21 protein-coding genes and 1 pseudogene are annotated in these 22903 nt (G+C 66.6%); 9 read left to right on the top strand and 13 right to left on the bottom strand.

All coding sequences use genetic code 11. From position 1 onward, the window contains the following. Positions 1-6: 6 nt before the first annotated feature. The 4 genes from DR_RS03210 to oxyR form a co-directional block, all read right to left on the bottom strand. The gene (locus tag DR_RS03210; protein WP_010887263.1) at positions 7-762 is read right to left on the bottom strand and encodes a hypothetical protein; all 756 of its coding nucleotides are present in this window, start codon (positions 760-762) and stop codon (positions 7-9) included. 252 nt (positions 763-1014) lie between these two features. After that, positions 1015-3954 carry an insulinase family protein gene (locus DR_RS03205; protein ID WP_027479509.1) on the bottom strand — a complete coding sequence of 980 codons (2940 nt, stop codon included), beginning with the start codon at positions 3952-3954 and terminating at the stop codon, positions 1015-1017. 141 nt (positions 3955-4095) lie between these two features. Next, the gene (locus DR_RS03200) at positions 4096-4470 is read right to left on the bottom strand and encodes a roadblock/LC7 domain-containing protein (RefSeq protein ID WP_027479510.1); all 375 of its coding nucleotides are present in this window, start codon (positions 4468-4470) and stop codon (positions 4096-4098) included. Positions 4471-4652: 182 nt separating this feature from the next. Further along, entirely contained in the window at positions 4653-5606 is a 954-nt protein-coding gene (gene oxyR / locus DR_RS03195) for a hydrogen peroxide-inducible genes activator OxyR (protein WP_010887260.1), read from the bottom strand. A 208-nt stretch (positions 5607-5814) separates the two neighbouring features. On the opposite strand from oxyR, the gene gntA reads away from it, so the two are divergent. Together gntA and DR_RS03185 are read left to right on the top strand one after the other, a co-directional pair. Beyond that, complete coding sequence (gene gntA / locus DR_RS03190) at positions 5815-6612, top strand: guanitoxin biosynthesis heme-dependent pre-guanitoxin N-hydroxylase GntA (RefSeq protein ID WP_234944670.1); 798 nt, start codon at positions 5815-5817, stop codon at positions 6610-6612. Positions 6613-6617: 5 nt separating this feature from the next. Then, a complete protein-coding gene (locus DR_RS03185; RefSeq protein ID WP_010887258.1) occupies positions 6618-7268 on the top strand; it encodes a DUF1989 domain-containing protein in 651 nt (216 codons plus the stop codon). 334 nt (positions 7269-7602) lie between these two features. Here DR_RS03185 and DR_RS03180 read toward each other — a convergent pair whose 3' ends face one another. From DR_RS03180 to groES, 7 genes are all read right to left on the bottom strand, one after another. Then, entirely contained in the window at positions 7603-9222 is a 1620-nt protein-coding gene (locus DR_RS03180; protein ID WP_010887257.1) for a M20/M25/M40 family metallo-hydrolase, read from the bottom strand. 48 nt (positions 9223-9270) lie between these two features. Then, on the bottom strand, positions 9271-10287 hold the full coding sequence (locus tag DR_RS03175; RefSeq protein WP_010887256.1) for an LLM class flavin-dependent oxidoreductase: 1017 nt from the start codon (positions 10285-10287) through the stop codon (positions 9271-9273). Positions 10288-10332: 45 nt separating this feature from the next. Continuing rightward, positions 10333-10554: a hypothetical protein gene (locus tag DR_RS16635; protein ID WP_010887255.1), complete on the bottom strand. Its 222-nt coding sequence runs from the start codon at positions 10552-10554 to the stop codon at positions 10333-10335. A 21-nt stretch (positions 10555-10575) separates the two neighbouring features. Beyond that, positions 10576-11046, bottom strand: coding sequence for an AAA family ATPase (locus DR_RS16630; RefSeq protein ID WP_234944669.1), 471 nt, complete (start codon positions 11044-11046; stop codon positions 10576-10578). Between the two features lie 368 nt (positions 11047-11414). Next, complete coding sequence (locus DR_RS03160) at positions 11415-12026, bottom strand: GNAT family N-acetyltransferase (protein WP_010887253.1); 612 nt, start codon at positions 12024-12026, stop codon at positions 11415-11417. 452 nt (positions 12027-12478) lie between these two features. Then, on the bottom strand, positions 12479-14125 hold the full coding sequence (gene groL, locus DR_RS03155; RefSeq protein WP_010887252.1) for a chaperonin GroEL: 1647 nt from the start codon (positions 14123-14125) through the stop codon (positions 12479-12481). Between the two features lie 74 nt (positions 14126-14199). Further along, positions 14200-14487, bottom strand: coding sequence for a co-chaperone GroES (gene groES, locus DR_RS03150; RefSeq protein ID WP_010887251.1), 288 nt, complete (start codon positions 14485-14487; stop codon positions 14200-14202). A 306-nt stretch (positions 14488-14793) separates the two neighbouring features. Between groES and DR_RS03145 the strand changes: the two genes are divergently transcribed. From DR_RS03145 to DR_RS03130, 4 genes are read left to right on the top strand one after another with little or no spacing between them, the layout of a single operon-like run. Continuing rightward, positions 14794-15399 carry a diguanylate cyclase gene (locus tag DR_RS03145; RefSeq protein ID WP_027479514.1) on the top strand — a complete coding sequence of 202 codons (606 nt, stop codon included), beginning with the start codon at positions 14794-14796 and terminating at the stop codon, positions 15397-15399. Between the two features lie 13 nt (positions 15400-15412). After that, positions 15413-15979, top strand: coding sequence for a GNAT family N-acetyltransferase (locus DR_RS03140; RefSeq protein WP_010887249.1), 567 nt, complete (start codon positions 15413-15415; stop codon positions 15977-15979). Next, entirely contained in the window at positions 15976-17622 is a 1647-nt protein-coding gene (locus tag DR_RS03135; RefSeq protein ID WP_010887248.1) for an NUDIX domain-containing protein, read from the top strand. The genes DR_RS03140 and DR_RS03135 overlap by 4 nt, the downstream gene beginning before the upstream one ends. Further along, a complete protein-coding gene (locus DR_RS03130; protein WP_010887247.1) occupies positions 17619-18215 on the top strand; it encodes a histidine phosphatase family protein in 597 nt (198 codons plus the stop codon). The genes DR_RS03135 and DR_RS03130 overlap by 4 nt, the downstream gene beginning before the upstream one ends. 1 nt (position 18216) lies before the next feature. On the opposite strand, the pseudogene dnaG reads toward DR_RS03130, so the two are convergent. Then, positions 18217-19959: pseudogene (dnaG, locus tag DR_RS03125) on the bottom strand (DNA primase); the annotation flags it as partial. A gap of 253 nt (positions 19960-20212) precedes the next feature. Between dnaG and DR_RS03120 the strand changes: the two are divergent. Both DR_RS03120 and DR_RS03115 read left to right on the top strand, forming a co-directional pair. Continuing rightward, positions 20213-20452 carry a hypothetical protein gene (locus DR_RS03120; protein ID WP_010887245.1) on the top strand — a complete coding sequence of 80 codons (240 nt, stop codon included), beginning with the start codon at positions 20213-20215 and terminating at the stop codon, positions 20450-20452. 157 nt (positions 20453-20609) lie between these two features. Continuing rightward, the gene (locus tag DR_RS03115) at positions 20610-21431 is read left to right on the top strand and encodes an aminoglycoside N(3)-acetyltransferase (protein ID WP_051618766.1); all 822 of its coding nucleotides are present in this window, start codon (positions 20610-20612) and stop codon (positions 21429-21431) included. Positions 21432-21531: 100 nt separating this feature from the next. Here DR_RS03115 and DR_RS03110 read toward each other — a convergent pair whose 3' ends face one another. Beyond that, complete coding sequence (locus DR_RS03110; RefSeq protein WP_027479516.1) at positions 21532-22062, bottom strand: M23 family metallopeptidase; 531 nt, start codon at positions 22060-22062, stop codon at positions 21532-21534. A 119-nt stretch (positions 22063-22181) separates the two neighbouring features. Here DR_RS03110 and DR_RS03105 point away from each other — a divergent pair, with 119 nt between their 5' ends. Then, complete coding sequence (locus DR_RS03105) at positions 22182-22850, top strand: SCO family protein (RefSeq protein ID WP_010887242.1); 669 nt, start codon at positions 22182-22184, stop codon at positions 22848-22850. The last annotated feature ends 53 nt before the right edge of the window (positions 22851-22903 follow it).

Here is a 22903-nt window from a genome sequence, read left to right as displayed (position 1 = left end):
ACGCGCTTACAGCGTCCGCGAGGGGATGACCCGGCGGCCCCGCAACCCCTCCACATATTCGTTGCGGCACTCGGTAAAGGGAACGTCGGCCCAGGGCTGAGGCTGAAAGTCGCGCTGCGTGAGCAGGGGCAGACGCACCTGACGCGTTTCATTGGCGGCGAAACTTTGCGTATCGGAGCCGAAATAGACCGTCCGCCGCTCCGTCCCGTGCAACTGGTCACACACCACATCCAGCCGCACGGCCCCCGCCTGAATGGCTTCCGGGGTGCGGTTGGTGATGGTCGCCGTCACGACCCTGTCGCCCGGTTTCGGCAGTGCCGTTTTCACCCACGCCAGCTCGTACGGGGCCTTTTCGGTATGGAGCCTGACCCGCCGCTCCAACTTGCGCCCCTGCCCGTCCAGCGCCGTCACGCGCAGTTCGTAGTCGGTGTCGTAGGCGAATATCTTTTGCCAGTCTTGCCCCCGCACGGGCGAGAGCGACACCTCTCCCCTTTGCCCGTCGGCATGACCGAGGTGCAGGGCGATGCCCGCCCCGGTCTTCAGGTTAAAAAGCCCCCCGCTCACCGTCTTGGGATTGGCAGAGCGGGCCAGCGTTACCCGCGCTTCCACGAGGTCGCAGTGGCCGAGGTTCCCGAGCGGCGAAAATTCCACGATGTCGCCACACACTTGCCCTATCCGCACGGGAGACTGGGCCGCAGCGGGCAGCAGTTGGCAACCGCTGAGCGAGAGGGCCAGCAGGGGCAGCAAAGGGGGGCGGAGCATGGGCGCCAGCATAGGTCACAAGGTTTCAAATTGAGTCCCGTACATGTCCGGGCACAATTTTGCGCGGAGCGCATGGAAAAAATACGTTTTTAACGAGATGGACGAGCATCCGGCGCCTTTCCAGATGTTCGGGAATCGGATGAAAGCCGTATTACGTCATAGAAAGAAGAACCGCCGAAGCCTTCGCCTCAGCGGTCTTTCTTCCATCATCCATCAGGCCGACAGGCCGGAACCATCAACTATCAACCATCCTCAAATCCCCTGGACGTCCCACTTCAGGCCCAGCTCGGCGGTGTCCTCGCTGGGGTCCTTGCCCGCGACCAGCGCGTAGGCGGCGTGCTCGGGCGTCAGGTAGGTGTCCATCACGCGCCGCAGGTCGTCCAGCGTGACCGAGAGCAGCCGGGACTTGTACGCCTCCTGCACCTCGGGGGTAAAGCCCGACTGATCGCCGTAGAAGCGCAGGCGGCCCACCGTATCGGGGCTGGTGAGGGGGTCGAGAGTCTTGCTCGCGCCCAGAATCGCTTCGGTGAGTTCGCGTTCGCCGAGGTCGGTGTCGAGGAACTGCCGGGCGTCGCGGAACACCCCATAGGTCCGGGCAATGTTGGGGTCGCGGTAGCTGCTCAGGGCAAAGACGCCGCTGCGGGCATCGAAGCTCGCCGCCGCGCCGTAGGCCCCGCCCTTCTCGCGAATTTCGCCGAGCAGGTACTCGCTGCGCAGCAAGCGCGAGAGCACCAGCAGCGCCGGGCTGTCGGGGTGGGTGTAGGGCACAGTGGCAAAGGCAAGCGCGTTGAAGGCGACCGGCGAGTCGGTGGTCCGCGCCTGCGGCACCCGCGCCGCGAGCTGAGGGTGTGGATGGCCGACCGGCGCGTCGCCCTGGAACGTGGTGGTGATGGGCGTCAGGTCGAGCCCCACGTCCTCCGGCAAAGCGGTGAGGCAGACCAGCGGCTCGCCCTGCGCGATCAGGGTCGTGACCCGCCCGAACTGCGCGAGCAGCGCGTCGAGGCGGTCATTGAGATCTTCGGGCTGGCCCGCGCCGCCTTCCACAATCGCCTTGAGGGCCGCGAGCTGACTGAGGCCGCCGAAACGCTCGCTGATGGCCGCGCCGGAGCTGACCTGGGCGCCCGCCAGCCGCTCGGCGTAGGCGTTGCCCGCGCTTACCACACTGGCCTTCATGCCCGCCAGCCGCTGCTCGAGCAGTTGCCGCAGGCGCTCGCGGTCGAAGGTCGGTTCGGCAATTACGTCGCGCAGGACGCTCACAAGTTCCCCCGCATTGCGGGCGAGCGCCTTCCCGCTGAACGACAGCGAAATTCGCAGTTCGTCCACCGCGTCGGGGCCGTTGCCCACACTTGCACCCGCCGCGATGCCACCCGTCACCGCTTCGATGCGGCGGGCGAGCGCGGCGTAGTCCTGCCCCGCCGCCCCACTGCGCGTCACGGCGAAGGCGTAGAGCGGAAGCACCAGCAGCAGGTCGCTGGGCAGCTCGGGCAGCCGGACCTTCACGTCAAGGTAGGTCAGCCCGCCGGTCGGCTGCGGCACACGTCCCACCAGCGCCCGGCCCGAGTGCTCGGTGGTGTACTCGGGGCGCGGCACCCGCGCGGGCACGTCGGCAAGCGTCAGGGTCGGCAGCACATTCGGGTCGGATTCCTGGGCCTGGAGGTTCTTGAGGTTGAGGCTCTCGCGGACGATCCGGGCGCGGTCCTCGTCGGTGAAGTCCTTGCTCAGCCGCGCCACCAGCTCACGCTCGGCCTGCTCGCTGCGGGCGGCGAGGTCGGGGTCGGGGGTGACGACCAGGGTCACGCGGTGGGGGTTGTCCAGCAGCCAGTGGCGAATCAGGTCCTCGAACACCGGGCCGCGTTCCAGGTCGGCGCGCAACTTGCTCAGCTCGGCGTCCAGGCGCAGGCCGGTCACCGGGTCGCCGCCGTTCATCCAGGGACCGAGCAGCCGGAACATCACGCCGAGGCCGTAGGGGTAGCCTGCGTTGCTCACTTCCTTCTGGCTGATCTCGAACTGGTGCAGGCTCGCCTCGATCAGCGCCGGGTCGATGCCCTCGTCGGCAATCTGCCGCAGGGTGGACAGCACCAGCTCCTGCACCTGCGCCGCCTTGCCGCTGCTCAGCCCTTTGAGGCCCACCGCAAAGGCCGCCTCGCGGAAGTCGTCGCGGTAGCCGCTGAGGTCCGCGAGCGCCGAGCCCAGGCCCGACTCGATGAGGGGCCGGGTCAGCGGGGCCGCCGCGTTGCCGAGCAGCACGTCGCTCAGCACGCCCCAGCGCAGGCTGAGGTCGGGGTCGCTGGCGTAGCCCAGCTTCCAGCCGAGCAGCACCTGTCCGCCGCGCTCGGTATCGGAGCCGGGGTAGCTCACGTCCATGCGGCGCGGCTCGCTGAAATTGGTCTGGTCGGGAATGCTCACGTCGAGATCTTGCCGCTGGAAGTGCGACATCACCTGTTCTTCGATGGTGTCCAGCACCCGGCGCAAATCCTGATTGCCGTAGCTGAAAAAGTAGGCGTTCGACGGGTGGTAGTGCGCCGCGTGGAAGGCCCGCAGGTCTTCATACGTCAGGCCGGGGATGTCCTCGGGGGAGCCGCCGGAGTTGTTGGCGTAGGTGAGGTCGGGGTAGAGCGCCTTGCCGAACGCCCGCCACATCACGCTGCCGGGCGAGGCCATCGCGCCCTTCATCTCGTTGTAGACCACGCCCTGCAACTTGAGGGTCGAAGTCGGATCATCAGGCGTCTCGAACTCGAAGCGGTGTCCGTCTTGCCGGAAGCTCTCGTAGCGCAGCAGCGGGAAAAAGGCCGCGTCGAGGTACACCGAGAGCAGGTTGTAGTAGTCCTGCACGTTGCGGGTGCTGAACGGGTAGGTGGTCCAGTCGCTCGCCGTCATCGCGTTCATGAAGGTGTTGAGCGAGCGCGGCAGCATCGAGAAAAAGGGGTCGGGCACCGGGAACTTCTGCGAGCCCATCAGCACGGTGTGTTCCAGGATGTGCGCCACGCCACTGCTGTCGGTGGGCACAGTGGGAAAAGTCACCCCGAAGGCGAGGTTGTCGTCCTCGCGGGCGACGTGGGCGTGCCGGGCGCCGTTTTCGTGGCGCAGCAAGATGAGCTGACCGGACATTTCGGGCAGGGCTTCCACGCGCTCGACGTGGTAGCGGCCCAGCGTCTCCCCAACGGCGGGGAGCTTGAAAGTGGTGGCTGTCATGACCCCGAGGATAGCGCCGTCAGGGCAAACCGACCGCCTCCCAAACGACAAATCCCCGGCAGCAAAAGAACCTCCCCGGCAGGAACTCCGGCGACGCGCCGACTGCTGGGGAGGCTGAAAAGAATGGAGTGTACTGGCAGCTCAGAGAACGCTGGCGACCGCTTGAGCGGCGTCACGGGCTTCCATGTGCAGCAGCCCTAGGTTCGTCCCTGCCGGGGCCACCACCGCCAGCACTCCTTTTGCCCCCACCGAGTAAATGAACACCTGACCGTCCACCCCGCTCACCGACATCTCGTTCAGGCTTCCCGTGCCCAGCGTGTCGTTGATGCGCTTGCCCAGACCGAGCGCCGTTGCGGCCATTGCGGCCACACGGTTGGCGTCGGTGTTGTCGCTGAACGCTTGGGCAATCGGCAGACCATCGGTGGTCGCCACCATCGCGCCGCGCAGTTCGGGCAGCGAAATCCGCAGGTTCTGGAGAATGGACTTCAGGCGTTCGGGTTTACTCAGCATGGTCATGGGAAAGCTCCTTTGAAGGGCGAAGGGGACCGAGGCAGCAACGGAAGCGGAAAGGACAGGGCGCCGCTTGAGACAAAGCAGGAAACCCCCGCAGCTCTCACAAGACCATAACGAAGCGGGAAAATGTCTCAATTCAGCGCGGTCAGGCCACTAAAGTAAAAGTTCTCTTTATATGCGGCGCGTCACCTGGGCGGCTCGGTGGGCAGAACGGGCAGCGGGGTCGCCTCGCCCGCGCCGTTCTCCCCGCTCAGCACCCGCTCGGCCACCTGCAAGAAGGCCTGCACGGTGGGCCGGGTGGACTGTTCGCCTGCCGCCGCTCGCCGCCACACCGCCACGATCTCGATCACCGGGGCGCCTTCGAGCGGGCGGTAGACCACCCCCGGCAGCGCCAGGCGCGCAAAAAACTCGATAGGCAAGAAGACTCCCACCCCCGCCGCCACCAGCGAGAGCAGGGTGGGAATCTCGATGGCTTCCTGCACCACGTGGGGCGTAAAGCCCGCGTCGGCGCACCAGTGCATGACCTGGTCGAAATAGGTGGCGCGCAGGTAGCGCGGAAAAAACACGAAGTCCTCCTGGCTGAGGTCGCCGATTCGCAGGGTGGTCCGCGACGCCAGCGGGTGCGCGGCGGGCAGGGCCGCCACGAGCGGCAGGCGCCACAGGGGCCGCGACGCGAGGGCTGGGTCACGCACCGGCAGCAGCAGCAGCCCCACGTCGATCTGCCCGCCACGCAGCGCCGCTTCCTGCTCGCCAGCCGTCAGTTCGCGCAGGTCCACACTGACCGCCGGGTACAGCTCCCGAAAGCGCCGCACGATTTCCGGGAGGCCCCCGAACGCCAGCCCGCTGACGAAGCCCACGGTCAGCCGCCCCACCTCGCCCTGCGCGGCCCGGCGCGCCCGCTCCACCGTCTGCGCCGCCTGCGCCAGGGTGGCCCGCGCCCCGATCAGAAATTCCTCGCCCGCCGGGGTGAGCTGCACGCGCCGGGTGGTGCGGGTCACGAGCTGCACGCCCACTTCTTCTTCGAGGTTGCGAATCGAGCTGCTCAGCGCCTGCTGCACCACAAAGACGCGCTCGGCGGCCCGCCCGAAGTGTTCTTCCTCGGCCAGAGCGACGAAGTGGCGCAGGTGTCGCAGTTCCATCGCGCCGCAGCTTACGCCGCCGGTGGCCGACTGTCACGGGCCGGCCTGGGCTGTCACGAGTCGGCGGCGCCCTGCTCATCTGAGCTTGACGGTTCGTTAGCGCATGAAGTTTCCGGGGCCATTCGTACATTGCCAGAAAGCAGTGGGCGGCTAGGGTGGCAAAAGACTGACGTTTTGCCTTCCCCGCCCTCACAAGGAGAGCTTTTCAATGACCCTTTCGACTCTTTCCCAACCGTTTGCGCCGCCGGGCCTGCCCGGTGAGTACCACCTGGCCCAGGCGGGCGAGTTGCAGCCCACCCGGGGCCCGGTGTCGGCCCGCGCCGCCGAACTGAACGCGGCCTTCCGCGAAAAAATCCTGGCCCCCGACTTTTCCTGCGTGGCGGCCAAGGCGTCCATGAACACCAGCGCCTACGCGCTCGGCGTGTACGGCGAACTCGGCAGCCTGAGCGCCACGYTCGGCCTCGCGCACGACCTCGCCCGCTTCGTGCAAGACCAGGACGACCTCGGCAGCGATTTCACGTCCTTCATTGCCACTTTCGACTCGCCCGAAGGCATGACCGAGCCGCAGTTCGAGGAGCGGCTCTGGCAGCAGCTCCGCGCCCTGCACCAGCTCGACACGGCGCCTTACAGCGAGGAAGTCAGCGCCGACCCGCACAGCAACAAGTTCGGCTTTTCTTTCGCCGGGCGCGGGTTTTTCATCATCGGCCTGCATCCCGGCAGCAGCCGCGTGGCCCGCGCGTTTCCGGCGCCCGCGCTGGTGTTCAACGCCCACCGTCAGTTTCAGAAACTGCGCGACACCGGGCGCTTCGAGCGGATGCAGCAGACCATCCGCAGCCGCGAGCTGAAGTTGCAGGGCAGCCTCAACCCCAATCTCGCCAATTACGGCGAGGCGCCCGAAGCCCGGCAATACTCAGGCCGCGCGGTGGAGCCCGGCTGGGTGGCCCCGTTTCCTAACACTCCCACAGCGGGCCGCTGCCCTTTCGGCTTCGGCGACGGGGCAGACTGAAGCTCATGACCCAGCCCTCCATCCCCACCGAGGCGCAGCCTTACCGCATCGCGCCGCAGACCGGCACCGGCTTTCGCCTGAGTAAAGGCGACGTGCTGGTCGTGATTGACCCCCTCGGCGAGCAAGTGTCCGACCTGATGGCTTTCGCCGCCGACACCGTTGGTAGTGAGGGGCAGGCCGAGTGGCTGTCCTCGGGCCGCACCTTCGACTACAACGAGACGATTTACCTCACCACCGGGCACCAGCTCTACTCCAACCGCTCGCGGGTGATGTTTACGCTGCTGCGTGACGACGTGGGCCGACACGACTTTCTGCTCACGCCCTGCTCGACCGAGACCTTCGAGATTCTCTACCCGCCCGGCACAGCCGAGGGGCACCCGAGCTGCTTCGGCAATCTGGTCAAGGCGTTCGCGCCCTTCGGCATCGAGCCCGACCAGATTCCGACCACCCTCAACATCTTCATGAACGTGCTGGTGGACGAAAAGGGCAAGGTCAACATCGGCCCGCCTATTTCCCAACCGGGGCAGCGGCTCGAACTGCGCGCCGAGATGGACCTGATTGTGGGCCTCACGGCGTGCTCGGCAGAAGGCAGCAACAACGGGACTTTTAAGCCGATTGACTACTTCGTGATTCCGGCGGATACGCAAGCCGAGTAACAGCCCAAAGAATCGGACGGCGGGGCCTTCGCTCGCCGTCCTTTTTTGGCCTTCCTTGACTTTGCTGAGTCCTTCGATTAAGATTCTCCTTCTGGCCTGAGAAGGCGAGGGAAGGTATCCTCTTCCAGTCGCTTTTTGCCGAGCGCCTGGCCCAAGTCATGACGGGACCGCTGGCAAAAAATGCACCGAGGGCGACGTCCACCTCCGAGAAATAAAAACGGGCGTGCGAGTGTTTGCGCGGCAGAGAGGCCGTGAGAACGCCCCACACAGGACCCCCACGCGGGGTTCTTTTTTATTTCAGGGCAGGAGTTCTCCCCCTCCTGCCCCTTCCTCATCAACGCAAAAAAGCCTCGGTGAGCGCTGACACCAGCCGGGGCAACGTGCCGAAGCTGTAGGGCGCGTAGGCCCGCTCCAGCCACTGGTGGTAGTCGCGGCCCCAGGGTCCGAGGTTGATGCAGGGCAAGCCGGCGGGCGGCGCGTGGATGTGGGCGGCGGGCGCGGGCGTGTTCGCATTGACGGCGGCGATGTCGGCAGAGTCGGCGGTGCCGAACCAGCTCATGTCGCTGATGCCGGTAAATATGGGCCGCTCGCTGATGGTGACGCCGAGTTCCGCGCCCTTCTCGCGCAGGGTGGCGCGCACGAGGTCGAGGGCCTGCGCCTCGGTGGGATTCCGGGAGTCGAGCGTGGTGTTGGGGTAGTGCAGCGACGCGAAGCCCAGCACCGCCGCCGGGCCGAGCAGCCCCGAGGCGTCCCACAGCCAGCCGGTGAGATGGGCGCTGCGGGTCGGCAGGTCGAGCTGTGGGTCGAGGCCCGCGTCGTAGGCGGTGAGGGCGGCATCGAGGTCGGGCACCTGCTGCCGCGCTCGCTCTAGCAAGTCTGCGTAAGTGAGGACCAGTGGCGTGGCTCCGTGCGCGGCGCTCCGCGTTTCGCCCAGAGCCTCGGCGCGGCGGCGCAGGGTGTCCAGGGCGTCATCCAGCGCTGCCTGTGCGCTCGCCTTGAAGCGGTCCAGCACGGTGGCAGCGTCCAGCCCGTGCGTCAGCGCGTTGACACACAGCCAGGCGCGGGCGGGCGTGGTCACGTCGTAATAGGTCTTGAGGTCCTGTTGCCGGAGCACGGTGGGCGGCGTGCCCATGATGCCGGCGCTGCGGTCGGTCAGCTCGGGGCTGAATTCGAAGGCCCGCGTCAGCTCGCTTGCCAGGAAATTGACGTTGACGCCGTCGAGCGAGTAGCCCGCGTGGGTGTCCACGCCGACCACGAAGGCCGAGACCAGCAGCTTGCCCGCCGTGCCCAGGTAGACCGCCTGCCCCGCGCTGCCGTCGCCGTTGTCTCCCGTGGCGTCGAGGTTGATGACAAGCCGCCAGTCCAGACCTTCCCGCTCGGCCAGGGCCCGCAGCTCCGGCGCCGCCTGCCGGGCCCCGTGCGAGCTGACTTCCTCGTCGGCCACCGCTGCGAACAGCACGTTGCCCCGCCGCGCCGGACGCGCCGCGAACTCGGCGAGCGCCGCGATGCCCGCCGCCAGCCCCGCTTTCATGTCCAGGGCGCCGCGTCCGGGCAAGAAATCGCCGCTTTCGAGGTCGTGCAGGGCGCGCCGCTCGGCCTCGCTGCGGGCGTTGACGCGCAGGTCGGCGATCAGCCGGGGCAGCAGCGCCTCGGGGTCGAAGGCCACGTCCGCGTGGGGACCATAGTTCGCCGCCGATACCACGTCGTAATGCCCGGTGAGGACCACCCCCGCCGGGCCGTCCCCGCGCACCAGCGCGTACACGTTGCGCCGTCCGTAGGGGTCGTTTTCGATGGGCTGTGTCCAGAGGTCTTCGGGGTGCGCCTGAAAATAAGGCAGGCGCCCCAGCACCCGCAAAAGGGTCTCTGGGAACGCCTGCTCACCCGCTGTATTCGTCACGCTGGCCGCCCGCACGAGTTCGATGGTCACGTCACGGGCCGAAACATCAATTGTCATCGTGGCTACGATAGCGGGGGCGGTCCGGGGGCGTCCACCCCAGTCGGCTCAGCGCCAGCCGAGTGCCGGGGCCACATGTTTCAGGATGCTCTCGATGACGTGGGCGTTGTACTCCACGCCAAGCTGGTTGGGCACGGTGAGCAGCAGCGTGTCGGCCTCGGCAATCGCTTCGTCCTGGCGCAGTTCTTCAATGAGCTTGTCCGGCTCAGCGGCATAACTGCGCCCAAACACCGCGCGGTAATTGTCGATGCGTCCGAACTGGTCGCTGTCCCCCTGCCCGCCGAAGTAGGCCCGGTCGAGGTCGTTGGTGATGGCAAAAATGCTGCGGCTGACCGACGTGCGCGGGGGGCGGGTATGTCCCGCTTGCTGCCAAGCCGCCTTGTACGCCCGGAGCTGCTCGGCCTGCTGAACGTGGAACGGCTGGCCTGACTCGTCGGTTTTCAGCGTCGAACTTTGCAGATACATCCCCTTTTGGGCTGCCCACACTGCCGTCGCGTTGGACGCCGCGCCCCACCAGATGCGCTCGCGCAGGCCCTCGGAGTGGGGCTCCAGCCGCAGCAGGCCGGGCGGGTTGGAAAACATAGGGCGTGGGTGCGGCTGCGCGAAGCCTTCGCCCTTCAGGAGTTCCAGAAACACCTCAGTGTGGCGCCGGGCCATGTCCTGTTCGGTTTCACCCGGCGCGGGCTGAAAGCCGAAGTGCCGCCAGCCGTCGATCACCTGTTCCGGCGACCCCCGGCTGAGGCCGAGTTGCAACCGCCCGCCCGCGATCAGGTCGGCCGCGCCCGCGTTCTCGGCCATGGAGAAGGGGTTTTCGTAGCGCATGTCGATGACGCCGGTGCCGATTTCGATGTTGCTCGTCTTCGCGCCGACTGCCGCGAGCAGCGGAAACGGCGAGGCGAGTTGCTGCGCGAAATGGTGCACCCGGAAATAAGCGCCGTCCGCGCCCAGTTCCTCCGCCGCCACCGCGAGGTCGATGGATTGCCGCAGCACGTCGCCCGCCGAGCGCGTCCGGGACTGCGGGTGAGGGTTCCAGTGACCGAAGGAGAGAAAGCCGATCTTCTTCATGGGGAAAGCATAGCGTCTTTGGTTTATAAAATAAAGCGGTTTAGTTTATATACTTTTGGGTTCGGTCAGCAGTCGGTCGGCCAGCTCCGTTACCGAGTCCCGCGCCGTATCCACCCGCAGCACCGGCGTTTGCCAGGGCTGATAAGGCCACTTTGCCACCGCTTCCCAGTCGGGCGGCGACCAGTGGCCCGCGTGGGCCGTAGCATCGGCGTGGCGAGATTCCACCCGGCGGCGGTGTTCGGCCCCGTCCGAGCAAACCACTTCCACGTTGACCAGCTGTGCGCCTGCTTACCGCGCCACTTCGGCCCACGCCTCCCGCGTTTCGGCTACCGGGTTCACGCAGTCGGCCACCACGTTTAGCCCCAGCGCGAGGTTATCGGCGGCAACAGCGTAGGCCGTCGCGTAGCCTTCCACCGTGATTCCAGCGTGTCCGGCGTTGAGCAGCGCGGCTTCTACCGTATCCACCCGCAGATAAACGGCTCCTAGCCGCCGCGAAAGCTCACGGGCGAGGGTGCTTTTGCCGGTGCCGGGGATGCCAGAGAGGACGAGAAGCATGGGGGGAGGGTACGTCATCCAAAAGGCGCACGACTCCGCGCCGCAGGAAGGCAGGCCGAACTCCTGGCGTCGGCGACGGTTCAGGCCCTGCTCGCCGACCTGCGCGAAAATCTTGCCCGCGCCGAGCAGGGAGACGACCCCTCCTGGCACGACCACGCCCGGGCCGCGCTGCTGGACCACCTGCCCGAAACGGTGCAGTTGCACGGCGCCCGCCTGTGCCACGCCGATGACCCCGCCTTTCTAACGGCCTTAAACGACATTCGCAGCATTGCCCTGGCCCACGCCGACGCCAGGGAGCGCGACTGATACGGTTTTAATCCGATTCCCGAACATCCGGAAGAGGCGCCGGATGCCCGTCCATCTCCTTAAAACCGTATTTTTTCCATGCGCTCCGCGCAACATTGCGCCCGGAGATGTCCGGGACTCAATTTGAAACCGTATGAGAGGCGCAGCAGCGGTTTCTGGCCGAAAAAGCACGGTCACTGGAATACCTACAAAAAAACGAAGAGCAGTTCTCCGAATTACGCAGGCGCCCTGACGGCGCCGCCACCTGCTCCATTCTCCATCCTGCTCTAGCCTTCCAGTCCCTTGACCCAAAAGCGCATCGGCTTGGAGCTGGGGGCGCTTTCGCCGATTTCCTGCCAGCTCAGCGTGATCTCGAGTTCAGGGTGCATGACGTAGCCGCGCCGCTCCAGCAGGTGACTCGGCGAGCGCCAGCCCCGTGGCCTTTGCGGGTGGTCTTCGGAGCGCACCACCATCGCCGCCGCCACGATGGGCAAGCCGAGGGCCTGCGCGTGGGCCTCGACTTGGCTGAGCAGTTCACCGCCCAGCCCCCGACTCTGATACTCGTCTTCCAGCAACGCCTCGCCCAGGTACAGCACCGTGGCGGGGTCAATCCCTGCCGCTGCGAAGGCCCGCAAAAAGTCGGCGTCCTCGGCCACCAGCGGGACAGCGGTGCAGGCTCCCACCACGCGCCCCCCGGCGGTCTCGTCGCGGGCCAGCACCAGCAGCGCCCCCGGCGCCTGCACGTAGGTCTGGAGATGGGCGGCCTCGGCTTCCTCGGTGCCGTCGTAGAGGTAGGGAAACTCGCGGAACAGGCTCAGGCGCAGGCGGGCCACTTCACCCAGCACGGGGCCAAAATCACCGGACAGGGTTTGAAAGGAGACAGAGGACGGAACAGACATAGCCCCTCACTATACAGGCAGACGAAACATTGGCCCACACCTGCTGCTCCCCGGTATTGGAACTCTTGCGCGGACGGGGGCGCTTTCGCCAGTGCCGGGGAGGCCAAAAAGGGAGGATTACACCACTGACCTGACTGCCTACAATAACGCTGGGCGCGTGCTGTGGCAGAAACGCGAAAAGCTTGCGGTCATCGTCGGTGTCCACGCGGTGGATGGGGTGCTGGTGGTAGAAACGAGTAATAATACGGTTTCAAATTGAGTCCCGGATATGTCCGGGCGCAATTTTGCGCGGAGCGCATGGAAAAAATACGGTTTTAAGGAGATGGACGGGCATCCGGCGCCTTTCCGGATGTTCGGGTATCGGATTAAAGCCGTATAAAACGCAAAAAAAGCCGAGGCACTTGGCCCCGGCTCTTTTTCTATCAACGGTCAACCATTGACCATCAACTGTTTTAGAAGTCCATGCCGCCCATGCCGCCCATGTCGCCGCCACCCTGAGGCATCGCAGGCGCAGCCTTCTCGGGCTTGTCGCTGACGATGGCTTCGGTGGTCAGGATCAGGGCGCCGATGCTCGCGGCGTTCTGCAGCGCGGTGCGGGTCACCTTGGCGGGGTCCACGATCCCGGCGGCCACCATGTCCTCCACGTACTCGCCGGTCGCGGCGTTGAAGCCGTAACGGGCCTTGTCGCTGCCCACCACTGCATTCACGATGACACTGCCTTCTTCACCGGCGTTCGCGGCGATCTGGCGGGCGGGTTCTTCCAGCGCGCGAATCAGGATGCGTGCGCCGGTCGCTTCGTCGCCGGTCAGGCTCTCGGCGGCCTTGCGGACGGCGGGGATCACGCGCAGCAGGGTGGTGCCGCCGCCTGCCACGATGCCTTCTTCCACAGCCGAGCGGGCGGTGGACAGGGCGTCCTCGTAGCGGTGCTTCTTTTCCTTGAGTTCGGTTTCGGTCGCGGCACCCACGCGGATGACGGCGACGCCGCCGCTGAGCTTGGCGAGGCGCTCCTGGAGCTTCTCGCGGGCGTAGTCGGAGTCGGTGCTGTCGAGTTCGCCCTTGATGGCGTTGACGCGGGCGTCGATCTGGGCCTGCTCACCCTTGCCGTCCACGATGGTGGTTTCGTCCTTGGTGATGCGGATGCGCGCGGCGCGGCCCAGCATTTCCATGCCGACATTTTCCAGCTTGTGGCCGAGGTCTTCGCTGACCACTTCGCCGCCGGTCACGGCCGCGATGTCGCGCAGCATTTCCTTGCGGCGGTCACCGAAGCCGGGGGCCTTGACCGCAGCGATGTTCAGGGTGCCGCGCAGCTTGTTGACCACCAGGGTGGCGAGGGCTTCGCCTTCCACGTCCTCGGCGATAATCAGCAGGGGGCGGCCCGTCTGGGCGACCTTTTCCAGCACCGGGAGCATGTCCTTGAGGTTGCTGATCTTCTTTTCGTTGATCAGGATGTAGGCGTCTTCGAGGACGGCTTCCATCTTCTCGGGGTTGGTGATGAAGTAGGGGTTGATAAAGCCCTTGTCGAACTGCATCCCTTCCACCACGTCCACTTCGGTGTCGAAGCCCTTGGACTCTTCGATGGTGATGACGCCTTCCTTGCCGACCTTGTCCATCGCAGAAGCGATTTCCTGGCCGACAGTTTCGTCGTTGGCCGAAATGCCCGCGACCTTCTTGATGGCTTCGCTGTCCTCGACCGACACGGCCAGCTTCTTGATTTCCTCGATGGCCACAGCCACGGCCTTGTCGATGCCGCGCTTCAGGGCGAGGGGGTTGGCGCCGGCGGCCACGTTACGCAGACCTTCTTTCACAATGGCCTGGCCCAGCACGGTGGCGGTGGTGGTGCCGTCACCCGTGATGTCGTTGGTCTTGCTGGCGACTTCCTTGAGCAGCTGGGCGCCGATGTTCTCCAGCTTGTCCTCCAGCTCCACTTCCTTGGCGACGGTCACGCCGTCCTTGGTGATGGTGGGGCTGCCGAACTTCTTCTCGATGACCACGTTGCGGCCACGGGGCCCCAGGGTCACCTTGACGGCGTTGGCGACGGCATTGACGCCGCGTTCCAGGCTGCGGCGGGCGGATTCATCAAACACGAGCTGTTTAGCCATTGTGATTGCTCCTTGAAAAGTGAAATGAGGAAGAAAAACAGGAAACGAACAGGCTCAGAACCTGACTCGGAGCCTTACTCGACAATGGCGAGCAGGTCGCGCTCGCTCAGCAGGCTGTAGTTCTTGCCTTCGAGGCTGACTTCGGTGCCGCCGTACTTGGCGAAGTACACGGTGTCGCCTTCCTTGACTTCCATGGCGACTTTGGTGCCGTTGTCCAGGGTCTTACCCGTGCCGACGGCAACGACTTTGCCGCGCTGGCTCTTTTCCTTGGCGGAATCGGGGACGTACAGGCCGCCGGCAGTCTTCTGCTCGGCTTCTTCGATAATTTCAACCAGAACGCGGTCGCCTAAAGGTTTCAGCATGTGGGGTCCTCCTGTGAGTGAGATGGAATGGCGGAGAGTCGTGCCGGCGAGCTTTTTCCCGCCCAGCGCCTTCAATCCGTCACGGATGGTAGAGCGCCGATAAGAAAAATGTCAACTGACCGAAGCTGACAATCTGAGTCTATGACGCTCAAGGGGCGCTGGGACGGGGAATGGGGGTATCCCCTTGCCAGCTGTTAGCTTTAACGTATATATGTAGGGCGACAATACGTGCTTCCATCCCTGAACATGACTGGCGGCCACTGGGGCCGGCCTGACCTGTTCGGCCCGTTCCCCAGGAGGTTTTCAGTGGCCCGCCCCGCGATTTTGTCGCGCACCCCCTTTGAAGAGGCGTTTGAGAAGCTCGGCTCGGCGCCGCTGACCCTGGCGGTGCTCGACCTCGACCATTTCAAAGTGCTCAACGACCAGCTCGGGCACACCGAGGGCGACCGGGTGCTCAAGGTCGTCGAGCGCCTGCTTTCGGGCAGTTTGCCGAGCGGCAGCGTCGTCGGGCGCATCGGCGGCGACGAGTACGCGGTGATTTTGCCCGAAACCGCCGCCGAAACCGCGCTGATTCTCTTCGACGAGGTCATCCGGCACTTCCAGATTCACCGCGACCCGCAGTGGCCGAGGGGCCTGGGCCTGAGCGTGGGCCTCGCCGCCCGGCCCGCGCACGCCAGCGAGTACGCCGAGCTCTACCGCGCCGCCGACGAAGCCCTGCTGCGCGCCAAACGCGAGGGCCGCAGTCGGGCGTGCATCTACGTGGAGTCGAAGATGGTCCTGAAATCGAACTATTACCCGAAAAGCCAGCTCGAACGCCTCGCCAAACTCTCGGCGGCGCTCGGACGCACCGAGGCGAGCCTGCTGCGCGAGGCACTCGACGACCTGATCGAGAAGTACCGGGGCGAACTGTGATCTGGGGGCAACTGTGAAGCACGACCTGACCCTGCGGGCCGGCGACCTCACCCTGCGCCCGCTGCTAGAGGCCGACATTCCCGCCCTGTGCGAGCTGGCGAGCGCCCATGAGGACGCCCTGCGGCTGATGGGCACGCCGCCGAACACCGACGGCTACTACCGCGCCGCGCTGAGTGACCCGGCGCAGATAGCGTTCGTCATCGAAGTCGGGGGCGAACTCGCAGGCAGCACCCGTTACGGCGACATCCGACCGGCGCATTCGGGCCTGGAAATCGGCTGGACGTGGCTGACGCCGGAGCATTGGCGCACCGGGGTCAACCGGCGGATGAAGCGGCTGCTGCTGACCCACGCCTTTGAAGAAATGGACATGGAACGGGTGCAAATCAAGACCGACATCCTAAATACGCGCTCGCAGCGGGCGATTGAGAGACTCGGCGCGGTAAAGGAAGGCGTCCTGCGCTCGCACATGCGCCGGGCCGACGGGACGATGCGGGATACGGTGATGTACTCGGTGACGCGGGCGGACTGGCCGGAAGTGCGGGCGCGGCTGACGGCAAGCGGTGGGAAGGGGCAGGCATGACCGACCCCTTTCTCCCCGGCTGGCTGACCGCCATGAGTGAGGCGTGGAACGGCTTCCTCTACGGCTCCTACCCCATCGGCGCCTGCATCGTGGACGCTCAGGGCAACATCGTCGGACGCGGGCGCAACCGCCTGGGCGAACCGCGCCGGGCGCACGCGGGCGTCATCGGCGGACACGACCTCGCGCACGCCGAAATCAACGCGCTGCTGAGCGTGCCCGACCTGCGCCGCCCCGAGTGCCTGTCGTGGACGGTGCTCACCACCGTGGAACCCTGCCCGCAGTGTGCCGGAGCCGTCGCCATGAGCGGCATTCGCGGCGTGAGCTACGCGGCGCCCGACCCCTGGGGCGGCTGTGCGCGCCTGCTCACCGACGACCCGTATGTCAGCAGCAAGGGAATGCGGGTGAGTCGCGCTCCCGAGCCTCTGCAACGGGCGGCGCTGCGGCTGATGCTGGTCGCCCTGCTGGAAGAAGGCCACCGCCCCGAGGACCGCTTGCTGCAAAGTTTCAGCCGGTACAAAGCCGACCTGAAAGCTGCCCGCGAGCTGCACGGCGCGGGCACCCTCGCTCGCCTGCGCTCCGGCGGGGCCGGGCTGGAAGACGCGCTCACCGAACTGCTCGGCGGCGCGTTGCCGCTGGAGTGGCTGGATGTTCTGACCGAGTTGTCCCCGGCCCGGCACACTGCCTTCGCCCCCGACCTCTCCCCCGGTCTGGAACGCACCGGGCGGGCCTGCGCCTGGATTGAGCGTGAGGACGGCTTCGTCCTGATGACCGAGGCGCGGACCGGCTGGACGCTGCCCGGCGGCGGCATAGAGCCCGGCGAAACGCCCGAGCAGGCCGCCGTACGCGAAGCCTGGGAAGAAGTCGGCGCCCGCTGCGAGGTGGCCGGCGCAGGCTGGACGCTGGACGACGGTTCAGGATCGGTCTGCGTGCCGCTGCGGGTGCTGACGCTGGAAAGCAGTCCCGAAGGCCGCCCCCTCATCTGGGTCAATCCCCACGCGCTGCCCTGGGCCGACGACGTGCAACTGCGGCAGGTGCTCGCCGCGCGCGGGCAAACGCCGCCGCACCTGCAAGCGCCGCCGCTCGTCGCCCGTGCTGACGAGCTGGCGCGTGCCTCCGGCTTTGACCGCTCGTGCAGCGAGGAAACCGGGCGGCTGCTCCGCACGCTCGCGGCGAGCAAACCGGGCGGGCGGGTGCTGGAACTCGGCAGCGGGCTGGGCGCAGGCACGGCGTGGCTGCTGGCGGGCATGGACGCTTCAGCCCGACTCTTGACAGTGGAGAGCGACTCGGAACGTGCCCGCCTCACTGCCGAGGTGCTGTGCGACGACCCCCGCGCTGAGGTACTGGCCGGTGACTGGGCAGAGGCGCTTGAGTCCGGCCCTTTTGACCTCATCTTTGCTGACGCGGGGGCTGCGAAAACGCCGCAAGCACTGGACCGGCTGGCGGACGCTCTCAAGCCCGGTGGCCTGCTCGTCATGGATAACTTTTCGCCGACGATGTACCTGCCCGCTGACCTTTACACGGGCGACCCGCTGCGCGACGCGCTGTTTGCCCATCCGCGCCTCACCTGCACCGAAGTTCAGGTTCACCGCCGCGAACGGGTCATCCTGGCAACGAAGCACGCAATTCCAGGGAGAAGCAAATGAACCTCACTCTGCTCCGACATGGCCGCAGCCGCGCCGACGACGAGGGCGTGTGCGAGGGCCGCTACGACTCGCCGCTGACCGAGGTGGGCCGTGAGCATGCGCGCAAGCTGGCGGCTTACTGGGCCGCCCACCCGCCGGGCTTTGACCAGGCTTATTGCTCGACTCTCAGCCGGGCGAGCGAGACAGCGGCCCTCGTGACGGCCCCACTCGGGCTGGTGCCGATGCCAAGCGACCTGCTGCGCGAGTTCGACAATGGCCCCATCGCCGGGCTGCCCTTTGCCAAGGCCGAGGCGCGCTATCCCATTCCGGCCTTCCGGCACGAGCTCGAAGCGTTCACGGTGGACGGGGGCGAGTCGCAGGCGGCCTTCCGGGCCCGCGCCCTGCTCGCGCTGGAGCTGGTGTGGCGAGGCGGCGAGAACGTGCTGGTGGTCGCGCACGGCGGCATCCTGAACGCCATGCTGCGCGAGTTGACCGGTGCGCGGCGGGCACACTTCGCCTACGGCGACACGGCCTTCACGACCGTGCAGCTCAGCCGCGAACACATGGGGGTGACCGTGACCGGCGTCAATCTCACGCCGCATCTGGCGGAGTGACTTAGCTTCCCCGCCGCGCCCGCTTCTCCGCTTCAATCGCGCGCTGCAACTCCTGAATCTGGCTCAGCAGGGCGAGCTGCTCGGCGGGCGGGGTGCTGAGCAGTTGCTTTTTCAGCAGGTCCACCTCGGTTTTCAGGGCGTCGATGTTCAGCGTGACCTGAATGTCGTCCACCGCGTGGGCGGCGTAGGTTGTGACCTTCTGCTCGTACTCCTGCGACGATGCCCGCGAGAGGCTGCCCGAGTCGCGGCCCTCGAACATCAGGCGGATGAGAAGCTGTTCCTCGGGCTGGCCCCGGAAAATGTCCAGAATGTCGTCGGGGCTGCGCGCACCCTGGGCGGCAAGCATCACCTTGCGCACCGCCTCGTTGCGCCAGGGAAGCGAGCCGTCGAGTTTGGCGAGCAGCGAGGGGTCCACCAGCAGTTGCCTCAGCAGCGCCAGCTCGTGTTCCTCCTCGCCGCTGCTCTGGCTCATGCCCGCGAGGTGGGTGTCGGTCAGGGTGCGGCGCTTGGCCTTGGACGTGATCCAGTCGAGCAGCGCCTCGGGCCGGATGCCGAGCAACTCGCACGCCGCCCCCCGCATGTCCTGCGCGATGGCGTCGAGCGGGTCGAGGTTCTGCATGCGCGGCAACAGCTCCATCAGGACGCGGCGTTTACCCTCGTTGGTATCCACGCCGTACTTCTCGGTGGCGGCCTGCACGCGGTACTTGACCTCGTCGAGCCCCCCGGCGAGCGCTTCCCTGATGCCCGCGTCGTCGCCCGCGAGCAGCGCGTCGGCGGGGTCCTTGCCACTGGGCACCGAGGTCGCCCGCACGCGGAACTTGGCCCCGATCACCTGGTCGAGCCCGGCGAGCGTCGCCTTGAGGCCCGCGCCATCCTGGTCGAACATCAGGACGATACTCTGGGCGCCGAGCCGTTCGAGAAGCTGCGCGTGTTCGGCAGTCAGCGCGGTGCCCAGGCTGGCGACGGCTCCGGTAAAGCCGTGCTGGTGCATGGAAATCACGTCCATGTACCCTTCGACGACCACCAGCTCGGCGCCCCCTCCCAGGCCGCTGCGGGCCTTGTCGAGCCCGTAGAGCAGTTCGCCCTTTTTGAAGGCGGCGGTTTCGGGGGTGTTCAGGTACTTGGGTTTGGAGTCGTCGAGTACGCGCCCGCCGAAGCCCACCAGCCGCCCCAGATGGTCGCGGATGGGAAACATGACGCGGCCCCGGAAGCGGTCGTAGACGCGCCCGTTTTCGGGGTTCTCGGTGAGCAGCCCGGCTTCCAGCAGTTGCTTTTCGGAGACGCCCTTGGTGCGGGCGAGCTTGAGCAGGCCGTCCCAGCCATCAGGCGCGTAGCCGAGTTCAAAGGCGGCAATGGTCTCGTCGCTCAGCCCCCGCCCGCGCAGGTAGTCGAGCGCGGGCCCCGGCAGATGCGAGCGGAAGTAATCGAGCGCGAAGGCGTTGACCTCGTACAGGTCGCGGCTGACTTTCTCGCCGTACTTGGCGTCAATTTGGATTCCGGCGCGGTCGGCGAGCTTGCGCAGCGCGTCGCCGAAGCTCAGGTGCTCCATCTGCTGCACGAAGCCGAACACGTCGCCGCTCGCCTTGCAGCCGAAGCAGTGGTAGTAGCCCTTTTCGGTGTCCACCTGAAACGAGGGGGTCTTTTCCTTGTGAAAGGGGCACAGGCCCTTGAGCCGCCCCTTTCCGGCGGGGGTGAGGCGCACGTATTCGCCCACCACGTCGGCAAGACTCAGCCGGTCGCGGACGTCTTCTTTCGTTCCCGTGTGCCCTCACCTCCTTCCCTGACCGAGTGTGGCAGCCCAGCACTCTAGCAGCCCTGGCGCAGCCGCCCAACTATGAAGCCGCCGCCGCCTGAAAACTGTTCCCTGGCCTCTTGTCTGACTTGCCTGCCCTCTTGTGTGACGGGGGTGGTGACCCTCCCCTCTCCCCACCCGGCCCATGAACCGCGTCATCATTTTGGCTGATGCAACTGTCATCCCGGCGGGTTACGCTGAGGACATGAACGTGATTCGTCATTTCAGCGACACGCGGACGGGGGAGGGCCGCGTCCGGTTTCTCATCACCCAGGGCCGCGTGCGACTGGTGGCGGAAGGACCGGGCTGGTCCCACGAAAGCACCCACGCCGGGCTGCACGACGCCGCCACCTTTCTGGCTGTGCTGCCGCACCTGACCGATACGCTGTATCAGGAAGCGCTCGACGACCTGGAGCGGCGGCTGAGTCTGGAACAGGCGGCGTAACGCCAGTCATATCTAAAGCTTCTGACAGGCACCGCCCCCTCACCCCTCGCTGCGCGAGGCCCTCTCCCCCAGGGTAGAGGGTCAATAACATCTCTCGTTTCATGCTCTACGCCACCCGGCAGATTTCCTGCTCCGCCGGGTGGCCTACGCTTGGCCCATGACCGAAGACACCGCCATAGCCCACGCCGACGCGCCCCGCACCCGCGCCAGCCTCGCCGCCGACCTGCGCTCACTCGGCGTGCAGGCGGGGGACGTGCTGCTGGTGCATTCCAGCCTCAGCCGCCTCGGGTGGGTGGCGGGCGGCGCGGTGGCGGTCATTCAAGCACTTCAGGACGTGCTGACGCCGCAGGGCACGCTGGTCATGCCCACCCACAGCAGCGACCTGACCGACCCGGCAGGCTGGCTGAGTCCGCCGGTACCGGAGGCGTGGTGGGAGGTCATCCGCGCCGAGCTGCCCGCCTTCGACCCGGCGCTCACGCCCACGCGCGGGATGGGGCGCATTCCCGAACTGTTCCGCACCTGGCCCGGCGTACGCCGCAGCGACCATCCGCACAGCTCCTTCGCCGCGTGGGGACGACATGCAGAGTTCGTGACCGCTGGGCACGCGCTGGCTTTCTCGCTCGGGGAAGGCTCGCCGCTCGCCCGCATCTACGACCTGAATGGCCGGGTGCTGCTCCTCGGCACCGAGCGCAACACCAACCTGCACCTCGCCGAAGTTCGCGCCGGGGTGCGGCCCACCGTGGCCGTCAGCGGGCCGGTCATGGTGGACGGCGAGCGGCAGTGGCTCACCTTCGACGAACCCGATTACGACGCCGAAGCCTTCGCACCGGTCAAGGCAGCGTTCGAGGCGGCGGGCGGAGTGGTGCGCGGCACGGTCGGCTCGGCGCAGGCGCGGCTGATGTCACAGCGGGAGCTGGTGGATTTCGCGGTCAACGTCTGGCGCGTTGTACGGGTTCCGCCTCATTCCAGTCCATCTTGAAAAGCACCAGATGGACTTCCATACCGCGAAACCCGGAGGTGTTCCTCCTCGCATCCGCTCGAATTGAATCCCGAACGACAGGATTCAATCGGAAGCCGCACTACTTCCGCCCCGCCGCCAGCAGCGGATACGGATTGATGGCCCCCGCCGCCGTGTAGATACCGTAGTGCAGGTGCGTGGGCGTGCCCTTGGCGTTGCCGCTGTCGCCCACGTAGCCCACCACGTCGCCCGAATTGACCCACTCGCCCGCCGTGAGGTCCGGGTAGCGGTCGAGGTGCGCGTAGTAGTGCCGCTGCCCGCCCGGTCCCAGAATCATGACGGTGCGCCCGCCGAGGGTGTTGGGGCCGACGTTAAGCACGATGCCCTCGGTGGTCGCCCGAATCGGCGTGTCGCGTGGGGCAAAAATGTCGATGCCTTCGTGCTTGCGCCCTCCGCTGCGAGCGCCCCCCCAGGTGTCGGTGAGAGGCCGCCCCGGCAAGGGGTTGGGCAGTGCCGTGGGCGCAGGCGACGAAAGCAGCACCGTGGAGCGCTGGGCCTGTTCCACTGAAGGTTTCACCAGCGGCCAGAAGAACAGCCACGCCAGGAAAACCAGAAAGGCCAGGAAAATCAGGGTGCCGAAAGACCGCCGCATACCGCGCTCAGCATGACGCGGGCGGGGCCGGGGCGAATCCGACAAAAGTTGCAGTCGGGCCACACGGCGGGAGCCGGGGGGGACACGCGCCCGCCGCCGCCGCTCTAGCCTGACGCCTTATGAAATGGCTCACCGCCGCCCTGCTGACTGTCGCCGCTGTCCTGGCTGGGCTGCTCGTGTACCGCAGCGCAGCGCCGGGACGCGGGGGGCTGCGCGGCGGCACCGCGCTCGACACGCCGCTCGCCGTGCCCCCCCTGCCCCTCACCGACGACCGGGGGCGCCCGACCACCCTCGCCGCGTCGGACGGGCGGCTGCGGCTGGTGTTTTTCGGGTACGCTCGCTGCCCCGACGTGTGCCCGGTCACGCTCGCGGGCCTGGAGCGCAGCTACAAGACGCTGAGCGACGAGCAGCGCCGCCGGGTGCAGGTGCAACTCGTGACGGTGGACCCGGTGAACGACACGCCAAAGGTGCTGCGCGACTACCTCGACCGCTTCGACCCCGCTTTCAGCGGCCTGACCGGCTCCCCCGACACCATCAACGCGGCGGCCAAAGCGCTGTTCGTGAGCAACGTTGCGCCCGCCGCCGACCACAGCGAGCACATGCAGATGCAGAGCCAGGGGGACGCGCCCGCCGTCAGTGCCCCCGACGCCGCCCGCATTCACGGCGACGAACTGCGCGTCATCAATCCGCAAGGCCAGTTCGTACGCGTCTACACCAACGGCGAGGTGATGGACGGCACCCTCGACCACGACCTGCCCGCCCTGATTCGGCAGTACGGGGGCGGCTGAGGACGAAGGGCAACCCAAGCTGTTTCCTTGATTTCGCAAATAGCGTAATATGC

Source organism: Deinococcus radiodurans R1 = ATCC 13939 = DSM 20539 (assembly GCF_000008565.1).
GTDB lineage: Bacteria > Deinococcota > Deinococci > Deinococcales > Deinococcaceae > Deinococcus > Deinococcus radiodurans.
Note: the sequence above shows the minus strand (reverse complement) of the source record. Positions and strands in the feature narration are given on the sequence as shown.